The following is an 11,162-nucleotide window of genomic DNA, read 5'->3' on the forward strand; positions in this document are numbered from 1 at the left end:
CGGCGCCGGTGTCAGCGTGCGCCGAGCAGGTGCTCGGTCGCGAGCTGCTGCAGACGGACGAATCCGAAGCCCTTGCCCCCGAGGTACGCGTCGGCGTCGAAGTCCTCGTAGGCGGAGCGGTCGCCGACGAAGTCGTCGTAGCTCTCCCCCTCGCCGAACGTCGGCTGGGCGAGCTCGGGAACGCGGGCCGCCTCGAGCGCCTCCTGCACCTCGGGGTCGGCACGGAACGCCGCGGCCCGCTCCTTGAGCAGCAGGTAGGTGCGCATGTTCGCGGCGGCGGAGTCCCAGACGCCGGTCTCGTCCTCGGTGCGGCTCGGCTTGTAGTCGAAGTGGCGGGGGCCGTCATAGGCCGGTCCGCCGTTCGGGCCGCCGTTCTCGAGCAGGTCGACGAGCGCGAAGGCGTTGTGCAGGTCGCCGTGTCCGAACACGAGGTCCTGGTCGTACTTGATGCCGCGCTGGCCGTTGAGGTCGATGTGGAAGAGCTTGCCGTGGTACAGGGCCTGTGCGATGCCGGCCGCGAAGTTCAGGCCAGCCATCTGCTCGTGCCCGACCTCGGGGTTCAGTCCGACGAGCTCGGGGCGCTCGAGCGACTCGATGAAGGCGAGGGCGTGACCGACGGTCGGAAGCAGGATGTCGCCGCGCGGCTCGTTCGGCTTCGGCTCGATCGCGAAACGCAGGTTGTACCCCTTCTCGACGACGTAGTCGCCGAGGAAGTTCACCGCCTCGCGGTAGCGCTCCAGCGCCTGACGGACGTCCTTCGCGGAGTCGTACTCGGCGCCCTCGCGACCGCCCCACATGACGAAGGTCTCGGCGCCGAGCTCGGCGCCCAGGTCGATCTGACGCAGCGCCTTGCGGATCGCGAAGCGCCGCACCGCGCGGTCGTTCGAGGTGAACCCGCCGTCCTTGAAGACCGGCGCGCTGAAGAGGTTGGTGGTCACCATCGGCACGGTCAGCCCGGTGTCGGCGAGCGCGCCCTTGAGGCGGTCGATCTGCGTCTGGCGCTCGCTCTCGCTCGATCCGAACGCGAAGAGGTCGTCGTCGTGGAACGTCAGTCCCGCGGCCCCGAGCTCGGCGAGCTTCTCGACCGCGTGGACGACGTCGAGGGGCGGCCGGGTCGGACCGCCGAACGGGTCGGTGCCGTTGTAGCCGATGGTCCAGAGGCCGAACGTGAACTTGTCGGCCGGGGTCGGGGTGCGCATGCGTGCTCCTTCGCTTCGATTGCTGCGACCTCAGCGTAAGTCGGTTTGTCTATTACGTCAACAAACTGTGTTCTCGTAGGCTGATCCCGTGAGTGTCGCGCCGGGAACCGCCGAACTCGTCCGGCGTGTGAATCTCGCCCGGATGCTCGTCGCCGTGCATCGCGACGGCCCGATCTCGCGCGCCGCCCTCACCGCCGAGCTGGGACTCAACCGCTCGACCATCGGCGCGCTCACGGCGGAGCTCGCTCGCCTCGGCCTCGTCACCGAGACCGCCGGCGCCGCCGAGGGACGCATCGGCCGCCCCTCCCCCGTCATCACCGCGCGCCCCGACGTCGTCGCCGTCGCCGTGAACCCCGAGGTCGACGCCGTGACACTCGCGGCGGTCGGACTCGACCGCCGCGTGCACGCCCGTCGGCGCGCCGTCACGACCAGCCTCATCACGCCGCAGGAGCTCGCCTCGCTCGTCGCGGAGACCATCGAGGAATGGCGCTCGGGGCCGCTCGCCACGACGACGGTCATCGGGATCGGCGTCGCCGTCCCCGGTCTCGTCGAGCCGGCCGCGGGCCTCGTCGTGCATGCCCCGCACCTGCGCTGGACGGACGCGCCGCTCGCCGACCTCGTGTCGGCCGCGACGGGAACCCCGACGACCGTCGGCAACGACGCGTCCTACGGCGCGCACGCCGAGTACCTCTTCGGCGCCGCGCGAGGTGTCGCGGACGTGATCTATCTCAACGGCGGCGCGAGCGGCATCGGCGGCGGGCTCGTCGTCGGAGGCGCCCTGGTCGGGGGCGCACGCGGCCTCGCCGGCGAGTTCGGACACAATCCCGCGATCGTCGAGGACGCTGCCGACCGCCGCTCCGGCGAGCACGCCGCACTCGAGGACGAGGTCAGCCAGCACCGCCTGATCGCCTCGCTGGGGCTCCCCGGCGCGGACGGCGCCGAGCTGCGCGCGGCCGTCCACGGCGCCGCGAACCCCGCCGCCCGAGCCGAGGTGCAGCGGCAGCGCCGCATCCTCGCCTCCGCCGTCGCGAGCGCGGTCAACGTCCTCGATCCGGCCGTGGTCGTGCTCGGCGGCTTCCTCGCCCCGCTCGTCGAGAGCGACGTCGACGCGTTCGCCGAGGCGGTCGCGCGACAGACGATCTCCGGCCACGCACCGCTCATGCGCACGGCGGAGCTGGGCGACGACCGGCTCCTCGTGGGCGCCGCCGAGACCGCGTTCGCCGCCCTCCTCTCCGACCCGGTCCCGGTCATGACCGGCTCCGGCACACCCATGACCGATTCGACCGCCGCGTCAAGCGCCGCCGTCGCCGCACGCTGAACTCGTACGATCGAACGGTCGCGCAGCGCCGCGGCATCCGTCCCGAGAGAAACGTCCGCATGGCATCCAGATCCTCCCGCCCCGTCGAGCCGCCGCAGCGGCAGCGCAACGCGCTCGCACCCGGCATCCTGGGGGCCGCTGCCCTCGTGGCCGGCATCCCGCTCATCGGCGGGGAGTTCGCGATCGTGATCTCGTTCATCGCGGCGATCCTGGCTTTGATCATCGCGTGGTTCGCGATCCAGGCGCGACAGTGGTGGTGGGCCGTCCCGATGGCGGCGATCGCGGTGCTGTGGAACCCGGTGTATCCGTTCTCGCTCGACCAGCCGGTCTGGCTGGCCGCCCACGTCATCGGCGCAGCGACGTTCATCGCCGCCGGCACCCTCGTATGGGTGCCCCGCGCGCAGGCCGCCCGATGACCGGAACCGGAATCGTCTGGGCCCGCGTCGAGGACGGCTTCCACGTCGGGAGCCGCACCGGCGAGTTCGTCGGCTACATCGACCGCCAGCCCGACGGGCGGTATCTCGCCTACGACTCCCGGTCCGCCTGCGCCGGGGCCTTCGTCGAGCTGACCGCGGCCATGCGCGCGCTCGCTGCCCGCGCGACCCCCGACACCCCCGACGAGACGCCGCCCATCGAACTCCGGGAGATCCGATGACCTCGACCTCCGACGACCTGCTGTCGGTCCTCTACACCAGCAACGCACGCGCCCCGTTCGGCGACGACGATCTCGCCGAGCTCCTGGCGCAGAGCCGCGCATCGAACGCGGCGCGAGACCTGACCGGGATGCTGCTGTACCGCGGCGGCCGGTTCGTCCAGGTGCTCGAGGGCCCCGAGCGGACGGTGCGCGAGCTCCTCGCCACGATCGACCGGGACCCACGTCACTTCGACATGCGGGTGCTCATCGAGCAACCCATCGCCCAGCGCGAGTTCCACGAGTGGACGATGGGCTATCAGCCGATCGCGGAGACGACCGGCGACGCCCCCGCGGGGTTCCGCGACACCTTCGACGACCTCGAGGGCTCGGACGACCCGAGTGCGACGTTGCGCGCCGCCCGAGAGCTGAGCCTGTGGTTCCGTGTGCGATCGTCCCGGCCGCCGCGGGACACGGCGGCCGGGACGTAGTCACTCGCCGCGGCCGGTCGCGTCCTGCAGACGGTCGATCTGCTCCGAGGCCTCGGCCTTGGTGAGGTTGCCGGGGAGTTCCTCGCCGGCCTCGCGAGCGAGGGTGTCGAGGTAGCTCCGCTGCGGCCCCGTCATGGGCTCGTCGCCGGTGACCCAGTTCTCGGGATCCTTCACGGGCGACCCCTGGCCACCGCCGTCGGTTCCGCCCAGCGTGTCGGCGCTGTCCGGGGTGTCGGCGCTGCCGAGGCTGTCGGCTGCAGACGCGGCCGAGGCGGGCGGGGTCGGGGCCGACGGCTCACCGGGCGCCGGCGCGGTCGGTTCCGTGGGTACGGGGACGGTCGGTTCGGCGGGCGCCGGGAAAGTCGGCTCGTCGGGAGTGGGGATGCTCTGGTCGGTCATGCCTCGACGCTATGCCGACCGTCCCGAGAAGCCGAGGCACTTGCGCGTTCCGCGAAAAGCCCTCAACGAGAGAACCCGGCCCGGTGACGCCGTTCGGGCAGCGTCCCCGTGGCCGGGTGTTCTTCGATCTTCGGCGACGCACCGCAAGGAATGCGCAACGCGCCTACCGAGCAACCTCAAGGAATCCGCAAGATCGGAGCTCAGGTGCGGCGCGCGGGGGCGGAGATGCGGATCACGGAGGAGTCGTCGCTCTCACCCAGGCCCTGGGCCTGCGCGAGCAGGTAGCTCTGCTCGGCGGCCGCCGCCAGCGGCGCCGGGAGGCCCGCGCGCCGCGCCGCGGCCCCGACGATCCCCATGTCCTTGACGAAGATGTCGAGGCGGCTGAGCACCTCGGCGCCCTCGTCGTCCCAGGCCTGCAGCATGCGCGGGCCGCGGTTTCCGAGCATGAACGACGCCGCGGCGCCCGCCTGCAGCGCCTCCAGCGTCCGGTCGAGGTCGAGCCCGAGCCGGTCGGCGAGCGCGAGCGCTTCGGCGGCGGCCGCGATGTGCACGCCGCACAGCAGCTGGTTGACGGTCTTCAGCGCCTGACCATCACCCGCCCGCTCCCCGACGATCGTGAGGGTCGACGCGAGCACCTCCAGGACGGGCCTCGCGACGGCGAGGGCGGCGGGGTGCGCCCCGACGACGATCAGCAGATCGCCCTCCCTCGCCCGGGCCGGACCACCGCTCAGCGGGGCGTCGACGAGACCGATGCCCCGTTGCGCGAGCGAGACCGCGACATCCGCGACGCCCTCGGTTCCGACGGTGCTCGTGAGGACGACGACCGCCCCCTCCGCGAGAGAGTCGGCGATGCCGGCATCCCCGAACAGGACATCCGCGAGCTGCGCGGAGTCACGCACCGCCACCAGGACGACCTGCGCGCCCGTGGCGGCCTCGGCGGCGGAACCAGCAGGGGCGATCCCGGACTCGGCGGCCAGCCCGAGCCGGGCGGGGGCGATGTCGAAGCCGCGGACGGTGAAGGTCTCTGCGAGACGCTCGGCCATCGGCAGGCCCATCGCCCCCAGTCCCAGGACGGCGACGCTCGGGTTCTCGTTCATTCCTGCGGTTCTCCTCGGTCTCGAGCGGGATGTGCGGGGGTCAGGGAGAGCCGTTCGACCGCGGCGGTCAGCGAACCGTCGTCGCCGACGTTCCCGGCGAAGACGATGTAGGGGATTCCGGATGCCGGGCCGTCGGCGGCCTCCCAGACCGACACGATCCCGGGGAAGAGCGAGCCGCGCACGCGGGCTCGGCGGATCTCGAGCCCCCGCGTGGCCACGTCGGACGAGGTGATGCCGCCCTTCGCGATGACGAAGCGGGGCGTGACCCCCGCGACGACCCCGCGGACGACCTCGACGACGGCTTCCGAGACGCGGCGCGAGATGTCGAGGCTCTCGTCGGGGTCGTCGGTTCGCACGAGGGTCCGGCTCGTATGGAGCACGACGTCGCCGCGCAGCAGAGCCGTCGCGATGGTCGCTCCGGCTCGATCGAGCTCGGCGGCGCGCTGCGCGGGATCGAGCAGCCGCGGCACGTCGAGCTCGACGACGGCTTCGAGGGGACGGTGACGAACGAGGTCCGCGAGCTGACGGCTCGTCAGGCCGACGTGCGACCCCACGACGACCAGCCCGCCGCGCGCCGCGCGATCGACGCCGAGCTCGGCGACATCGACGGGCGGCCGCCGTCGCTGACCGATGCGCGCGCGTACGAACGGCGGCCCCACCCGGTAGACGAACGAGCGGCCCTCCGCCTCGACCGCTTCGAGCCCGAGGGCCAGCTCCACGAGGTCCTCCTCCACGACGGCGTCGACGACGATCGGCGCACCAGCCGGTGCGGCGCGCAGCACGGCGGCGACCGCGGCGACTCCCGCCCGGAGGTGGTCGACGGTCACCTCGACGACATCGGCGGCGGCGATCGCGCCGTCGGTCTTCTCCGCCACCCAGTCCGCAAGCCGCGACGAGCGGAAGCCGAACGTGGAGTCACGGGCGAACTCCGTCTCGCCGATCGGGGTGAAGCCCTCGTCCGACAGGATGCCGTGCACACCGCGCACCGTGACGCGTCCGGCATCCGGGAAGGCGGGCACCACGACGACGTTCGTCGGCGCAGGCGAGCCCGACCGAGCGATCTCGTGGGCGATCGTGTCCGGTTCGAGAGGGAAATGCCCGCGGAGCGTCGAGTCGCTGCGGCTGACGAAATCGACGCGGACGCCGGCGGTCTCGGCCGCCGCGAGAGCCGCGCGCACGACCTCGCGGTTGATGCGCTCGGCGTCGGCCGGCGCGAGGCTGCGCGAATTGGTCAGCACGTATACCGCGGGTGCCCCCGATGACAGCGCCCAGGCGAGGTCGGCGACATCCCACGCCCCGAGGACGGGCAGATCGGCGACGGACTGCGTCCCGGTTGGGTCGTCGTCGAGGACGACGAAGACGCGCCCGCTCTCGGCCACTCGGGCCGCGAGGAGTCCCAGGTCGGGTCGCGACGCCTCCGGCAGGTCGGGCAGAGGGGCGGTGAGCGCCATGGGATCTCCTCGTCGTCGAGCGAGTCGGGCAGCTGTCAGATGTATGACAGCATGCAGCACCGGCATCCTCGCCGTCAACCGGCACTCGCCGCGTCGCGGGGGTTGCATCCGCGCCCGCCGGAACCGCACGCTGGCATGAGATGGTTGCCCGACCGCAGGAACGAGAGGAGACAGGCATGTCTGAGATCGAGCGCGAGCACGGCCCTGAGGTTCCCGTAGCGGATGCCGAGGAGCAGAAGCAGCCGACGACCGACGCCGGCGCGGCGCCGGAGATCCCCGCACCGTCGACCGAGGCCGACGAGGCCGACGTCTGGGAGCAGAGCCACGAGGTACCCCTCGACGACGACGAGCCGGATTCGGCGTGAGCCCGGCTCAGCCGGCCACGTAGCGGCGGAAGTCGTCGAGCGTCTGCTGCAGGTGGTGATCCATCGCCGCCCGTGCGGCATCCGGATCGCGCGTGCGCAACGCGTCGACGATGCCCCGGTGCTCCGCGATCGCGTGCTCCTGGATCTCGGGCACCCGCGACGTCTGCGCGCGTCGCTCGGCGAGCACCTCGGTGAGGGGTGCGAGGAGAACGCCGAGGAACAGGTTGCCCGAGGCGCCGAGGATCCCGGCGTGGAAGCGCAGGTCGGCGTCGACGAAGCGATCGACGTCTCCCGCGGCCGCGGCCGCGACCATCTCGTCGACGCACGCCGCGCACTCCCCCAAGGCGGCGTCGTCGATGAGGGGCGCGGCCAGGGCCGCCGCCTCGCATTCGATGACCCGACGCGTCGAGATGAGCTGCTCCGCCACCAGGGTGTCGTCGCCGTGCGCCGCCCGGAACCGGAGCGCGTCGGAAACGGACCGCCACTCCTCGACCGGCGCGACCCGTGACCCCACACCCGAGACCACGCGGACGATGCCGCGAGCCGACAGAGTGCGCAGCGCCTCGCGCACCGTCACCCGGCTGACGTCGAACTCCGCACCGATCTCGGCCTCGGTCGGCAGGGCGCCGCCCGGCTCGAACCGACCGGCGATGATGCCGTCGAGCAGATCGTCGGCCACGGTGTTGACGAGCGACTTGCGGCGACTCATCGCCCCGCTCCACGATGCTCGACGGCCGCCCAGCCGTTCTCGAGCACGGCGAACCCGGCGTCGAGCGTCGCCTCGGGATCGTCGCTCTCGTTGACCATCGTCTGGATCTGGAGCACGAACCTCGCGAACGCCCGGACGTGGGGGTCGGGCCGCTCCTCACCGAGCTCGGCCGCCACCGCCTCGGCGAGCGCATCCTCGTGCCGCAGCCACATACGCGCGGCATAGTCCCGCAGCGCGGGCGTGGCATTGAGGAACTCCATGAAACGGCGGGCCACGTCGTCGCCGTGCTCGGCCGCGCCCGAGCGGATCTCCCGCTCGTAGTAGGCGCGGATGGCGCCGGCGATCGAGGTCCCGGCGGGACGCTCACGCACCGCCGCGACGAGACGCTCGCGCTGCTCGTCGTCCTCGTCGAAGACCAGTGCCTCCTTCTGACTGAAGTGCGCGAAGACGGTCGTCGGCGAGACGTCGGCGGCGTCGGCGATCTCGCGGATGCTGACGTCGTCGAACCCCCGCTCGAGGAACATCACCGTCGCGACATCCGAGATCCGTTTGCGCGTGGCCGCCTTCTTGCGCTCGCGGCGCCCCAGCGGCGCGGTCTCGGTCATGACGTCGATCTTAGGGCGCGTGCGACAAAACCTGTATTGACACCGAACCTGGTATCGGTACAGTTTCGGTATGACTCCAGGGTTTTCGCACTCACGTCTCGCCGGCGCCGACCGCCGCTGGGTGATGCTGATCGTGCTCACTACTCTCACGACGGCAGGCATGACCGTCGTCCTGCCCGTTCTCCCGTTCGTGGTGCTGCGATACGTCTCGGCCGAGGGCGAGCTCGCGCTGTGGGTCGGCGCGCTCGAGGCCGTCAACGGGCTGTGCGCCTTCATCGCGGCGCCCTTCCTCGGGCGCCTCTCCGATCGCTTCGGGCGCCGCCCGGTGATCATCGTCGCGTCGTTCGGGGCCGCTCTGAGCATGGTCCTGTTCGGCGTCGGAGGCGCCCTGTGGGTGCTGCTCCTCGCGCGCGTCATCCAGGGCGCCACGGCCGGCGACCTTCCCGCACTATTCGCCTACCTCGCCGACATCACCCCGCCCGAGAAGCGCGCCCAGCGATTCGGACTGCTCGGCGCGCTGTCGGGGATCGGCACGATGGTCGGCCCCGCGCTCGGCGGCCTGCTCGCCGCGATCGACCTCGCCCTTCCGGTCTTCGTCACCGCCGGGATCTCGTTCCTCATCGCGACACTCAGCGTCTTCCTCTTGCCCGAGAGTCTCGACCGCAAGAACCGCATCACCGCGATCGCCGTGTCGGATCTCAACCCGTTCGCCGTGTTCCGCCGCGCCTTCGTCCGGCCGGAGCTGCGCGCGCTGCTCATCGCCTTCGCGCTCCTCGCCCTGCCGTTCGGCTTCTTCGTCAACAACTTCAGCGTTCTCGCGCTCGACTCCATCGGCTGGGGGCCGACGGCGATCGGACTGCTGATCGCCGTCGTCGGGGTGATCGACATCCTCGTCCAGGGCATCCTGCTCGGCTACCTGCTGCCGCGGATGGGTGAACGCGGCGTCATCGTGGCCGGCATCGCCGCTCAGACAGCCGGCCTCATCGCCCTGGCCGTCGTCGCAGCACTCGTCGCCCAGCCGTGGCTGTTCGTCCTGGGCGCGCTCGCGCTCGCTGCCGGACAGGGTGCGGCGCAGGCGACTCTCGACGGCGTCATGTCCAACGCGGTCGGCGCCGACGAGCAGGGCTGGCTCGGCGGGGTCACCCAGTCGCTCACCGCGGCGATGGGCACGATCGCCCCGATCCTCGCGGGCGTCCTCTACGCGGGCGTCGCGCACGCGGCCCCGTACGCTCTCGGCGCCGCGCTCATGGTCATCGCCGCGGTGACCGTACGGCGCGCGCGGATCGTCGACGCCGCGGCGCACCGCGCCTCACCCGACGGCGACCCGGCCGGCGTCGGGGTCGCAGCCGCGCCCGCGTCTGCGCCTCGCGCTTGAGCGTCGAGACGCGGCCGTCCTCGCCCGCTGACACGCGGCGATCGTCCGCCACTGTTGCCGCGATTCACCACGCCGATATCGCTCGCGTCGCTGCAATTGTGCGGGCCCGCGTCGAGACCGAGCATTACGCCTCTCCCCCGCGCGCGTCCAGCCCTTTTGCTCGGAGATTCGGAACCGACAGTGTGGGACCGTGCGATTGACAGACGAGCTCGGCGCCTGGGCGGCGCGACAGCGGTGGTATGCCGGCAAGAGCCACCGACCGCGATTCCGCATCCTCGACGCGCAGCCCGCATCCGGCGGGGCGACGCGCTACCTCCTGATGGACGACGCCGGCGCGCTGCCGACGCTCTACAACGTGCCGCTCGCCCGGATCTCGGCGCCGGCCGACGGCGACGACGTGGTCGCCCGCGACGGAGACGACTACCTCGTCGACGCGACGCGGGACACCGGGTTCACCGTCGGCACCCTGGCCGAGATGGGCGTCGACGTGACGCGCGTCACCGGATCTCGTGTGCTCACCGGCGAGCAGTCGAACACCTCGATCGTCTATGACGTCGACGGCGAGCCGACGATCATCCTGAAGCTCTTCCGCACGCTCCACCACGGCGAGAACCCCGACGTGACCGTGCAGCGCGTGCTGAGCGACGCCGGCTCACCGTTCGTCCCGCGGTTCTTCGGCAGCCTCGACGCCGAATGGCCCGACATCGGACGCGACTCGGGGGCGGCCCGCGGCACCCTCGGCTTCGCCCAGGAGTTCCTCCGGGGCGTCCGCGACGGGTGGGCCGTGGCCCTCGAGGCGGCTCGTGAGAACCGCGACTTCACCGACGCTGCCCGTGATCTCGGCATCGCCGTCGCCGGTGTGCACGGTGCGCTCGGCGACGCCCTCGACACGACGGAGGCAGCGGCCGAGCAGGTCGAGGCGACGGGGGCGGCGTGGCGCCGCCGGCTGTCGATCGCGGCGAACGAGGTGCCTGCCGTCGCCGACCGCGTCGAGGCCATCGGGGCGCTGTACGACGCGGCGCTCGCGCGCCCATGGCCGCACCTCCAGCGCATCCACGGCGACCTGCACCTCGGTCAGGTGCTGGCTGTGCCCGCCGGAGGATGGCGCATCGTCGACTTCGAGGGCGAGCCGCTGCGGCCGATGGCCGAGCGCGCCATCCCCGACCTGCCTCCGCGCGACGTCGCCGGGATGCTGCGTTCGTTCGACTACGCCGGCGCGGTGGGCGACGGCCCCGACCCGATGGGATGGGCGTCGGCCTGCCGCGACGCCTTCGTCGAGTCGTACGCCGCCGCCCCCGGCGCGATCGATCTCGACCCGGTGCTGCTGCGCGCCCTCGTGCTCGACAAAGCGGTGTACGAGTCCATCTACGAAGCACGCAATCGCCCGGACTGGCTGCCCGTGCCTCTCGCCGGCATCGACGCCGCCCTGGCCTGAACCCGGGCTCCGGCCCGGCGCCCGGCGCCCGGCGCCCCGAGCCCGCGCCGAGTGCTCGTTGCCGATACATTCGTCGGACGGGCGATG

At 72.1% G+C, this 11,162-nt stretch carries 13 protein-coding genes; 7 read left to right on the forward strand and 6 right to left on the reverse strand.

The features are described 5' to 3' along the window. Window positions 1–11: 11 nt before the first annotated feature. A complete protein-coding gene (xylA, locus tag C1N74_RS14475) occupies window positions 12–1,199 on the reverse strand; it encodes a xylose isomerase (protein ID WP_023953882.1) in 1,188 nt (395 codons plus the stop codon). An 88-nt stretch (window positions 1,200–1,287) separates the two neighbouring features. Here xylA and C1N74_RS14480 point away from each other — a divergent pair, with 88 nt between their 5' ends. From C1N74_RS14480 to C1N74_RS14495, 4 genes are read left to right on the forward strand one after another with little or no spacing between them, the layout of a single operon-like run. After that, window positions 1,288–2,517, forward strand: coding sequence for an ROK family transcriptional regulator (locus tag C1N74_RS14480; protein WP_064955509.1), 1,230 nt, complete (start codon window positions 1,288–1,290; stop codon window positions 2,515–2,517). A 59-nt stretch (window positions 2,518–2,576) separates the two neighbouring features. Continuing rightward, window positions 2,577–2,933, forward strand: a complete 357-nt coding sequence (locus C1N74_RS14485; RefSeq protein ID WP_023953879.1) for a DUF6804 family protein — start codon at window positions 2,577–2,579, stop codon at window positions 2,931–2,933. Further along, entirely contained in the window at window positions 2,930–3,172 is a 243-nt protein-coding gene (locus tag C1N74_RS14490; RefSeq protein ID WP_023953876.1) for a hypothetical protein, read from the forward strand. The genes C1N74_RS14485 and C1N74_RS14490 overlap by 4 nt, the downstream gene beginning before the upstream one ends. Next, on the forward strand, window positions 3,169–3,639 hold the full coding sequence (locus tag C1N74_RS14495) for a BLUF domain-containing protein (protein WP_137750793.1): 471 nt from the start codon (window positions 3,169–3,171) through the stop codon (window positions 3,637–3,639). The genes C1N74_RS14490 and C1N74_RS14495 overlap by 4 nt, the downstream gene beginning before the upstream one ends. Here the strand turns inward: C1N74_RS14495 and C1N74_RS16695 are convergent, their stop codons facing one another. The 3 genes from C1N74_RS16695 to C1N74_RS14510 all read right to left on the reverse strand — a co-directional run bounded on the left by C1N74_RS16695 (window position 3,640) and on the right by C1N74_RS14510 (window position 6,586). Further along, window positions 3,640–3,849 (reverse strand): DUF3072 domain-containing protein, encoded by a 210-nt coding sequence (locus C1N74_RS16695; RefSeq protein ID WP_036305609.1) that lies wholly within the window; start codon window positions 3,847–3,849, stop codon window positions 3,640–3,642. A 389-nt stretch (window positions 3,850–4,238) separates the two neighbouring features. Further along, window positions 4,239–5,135 carry an NAD(P)-dependent oxidoreductase gene (locus tag C1N74_RS14505; protein WP_023953871.1) on the reverse strand — a complete coding sequence of 299 codons (897 nt, stop codon included), beginning with the start codon at window positions 5,133–5,135 and terminating at the stop codon, window positions 4,239–4,241. Then, window positions 5,132–6,586, reverse strand: a complete 1,455-nt coding sequence (locus tag C1N74_RS14510) for a four-carbon acid sugar kinase family protein (protein WP_023953869.1) — start codon at window positions 6,584–6,586, stop codon at window positions 5,132–5,134. Before C1N74_RS14510 ends, C1N74_RS14505 begins: the two co-directional genes overlap by 4 nt. 176 nt (window positions 6,587–6,762) lie before the next feature. Here C1N74_RS14510 and C1N74_RS14515 point away from each other — a divergent pair, with 176 nt between their 5' ends. Then, a complete protein-coding gene (locus C1N74_RS14515; protein ID WP_023953867.1) occupies window positions 6,763–6,951 on the forward strand; it encodes a hypothetical protein in 189 nt (62 codons plus the stop codon). 7 nt (window positions 6,952–6,958) lie between these two features. On the opposite strand, the gene C1N74_RS14520 is transcribed toward C1N74_RS14515, so the two are convergent. Beyond that, window positions 6,959–7,660, reverse strand: a complete 702-nt coding sequence (locus C1N74_RS14520; protein ID WP_023953865.1) for a FadR/GntR family transcriptional regulator — start codon at window positions 7,658–7,660, stop codon at window positions 6,959–6,961. Next, on the reverse strand, window positions 7,657–8,265 hold the full coding sequence (locus tag C1N74_RS14525; protein WP_023953863.1) for a TetR/AcrR family transcriptional regulator: 609 nt from the start codon (window positions 8,263–8,265) through the stop codon (window positions 7,657–7,659). Before C1N74_RS14525 ends, C1N74_RS14520 begins: the two co-directional genes overlap by 4 nt. A 70-nt stretch (window positions 8,266–8,335) precedes the next feature. Between C1N74_RS14525 and C1N74_RS14530 the strand changes: the two genes are divergently transcribed. Further along, complete coding sequence (locus tag C1N74_RS14530) at window positions 8,336–9,640, forward strand: MFS transporter (RefSeq protein ID WP_233494922.1); 1,305 nt, start codon at window positions 8,336–8,338, stop codon at window positions 9,638–9,640. Window positions 9,641–9,830: 190 nt separating this feature from the next. Next, a complete protein-coding gene (locus tag C1N74_RS14535) occupies window positions 9,831–11,075 on the forward strand; it encodes a phosphotransferase (protein ID WP_023953859.1) in 1,245 nt (414 codons plus the stop codon). The last annotated feature ends 87 nt before the right edge of the window (window positions 11,076–11,162 follow it).

This window comes from Microbacterium sp. SGAir0570, from assembly GCF_005491085.2.
In the GTDB taxonomy this organism is placed as follows: Bacteria; Actinomycetota; Actinomycetes; order Actinomycetales; family Microbacteriaceae; genus Microbacterium; species Microbacterium arborescens.

Coding starts and splice junctions, on each gene's coding strand:
- xylA (WP_023953882.1), bottom strand. CDS start 1,199: ATGCGCACCCCGACCCCGGCCGACAAGTTCACGTTCGGCCTCTGGACC.
- C1N74_RS14485 (WP_023953879.1), top strand. CDS start 2,577: ATGGCATCCAGATCCTCCCGCCCCGTCGAGCCGCCGCAGCGGCAGCGC.
- C1N74_RS14490 (WP_023953876.1), top strand. CDS start 2,930: ATGACCGGAACCGGAATCGTCTGGGCCCGCGTCGAGGACGGCTTCCAC.
- C1N74_RS14495 (WP_137750793.1), top strand. CDS start 3,169: ATGACCTCGACCTCCGACGACCTGCTGTCGGTCCTCTACACCAGCAAC.
- C1N74_RS14505 (WP_023953871.1), bottom strand. CDS start 5,135: ATGAACGAGAACCCGAGCGTCGCCGTCCTGGGACTGGGGGCGATGGGC.
- C1N74_RS14510 (WP_023953869.1), bottom strand. CDS start 6,586: ATGGCGCTCACCGCCCCTCTGCCCGACCTGCCGGAGGCGTCGCGACCC.
- C1N74_RS14515 (WP_023953867.1), top strand. CDS start 6,763: ATGTCTGAGATCGAGCGCGAGCACGGCCCTGAGGTTCCCGTAGCGGAT.
- C1N74_RS14520 (WP_023953865.1), bottom strand. CDS start 7,660: ATGAGTCGCCGCAAGTCGCTCGTCAACACCGTGGCCGACGATCTGCTC.
- C1N74_RS14525 (WP_023953863.1), bottom strand. CDS start 8,265: ATGACCGAGACCGCGCCGCTGGGGCGCCGCGAGCGCAAGAAGGCGGCC.
- C1N74_RS14530 (WP_233494922.1), top strand. CDS start 8,336: ATGACTCCAGGGTTTTCGCACTCACGTCTCGCCGGCGCCGACCGCCGC.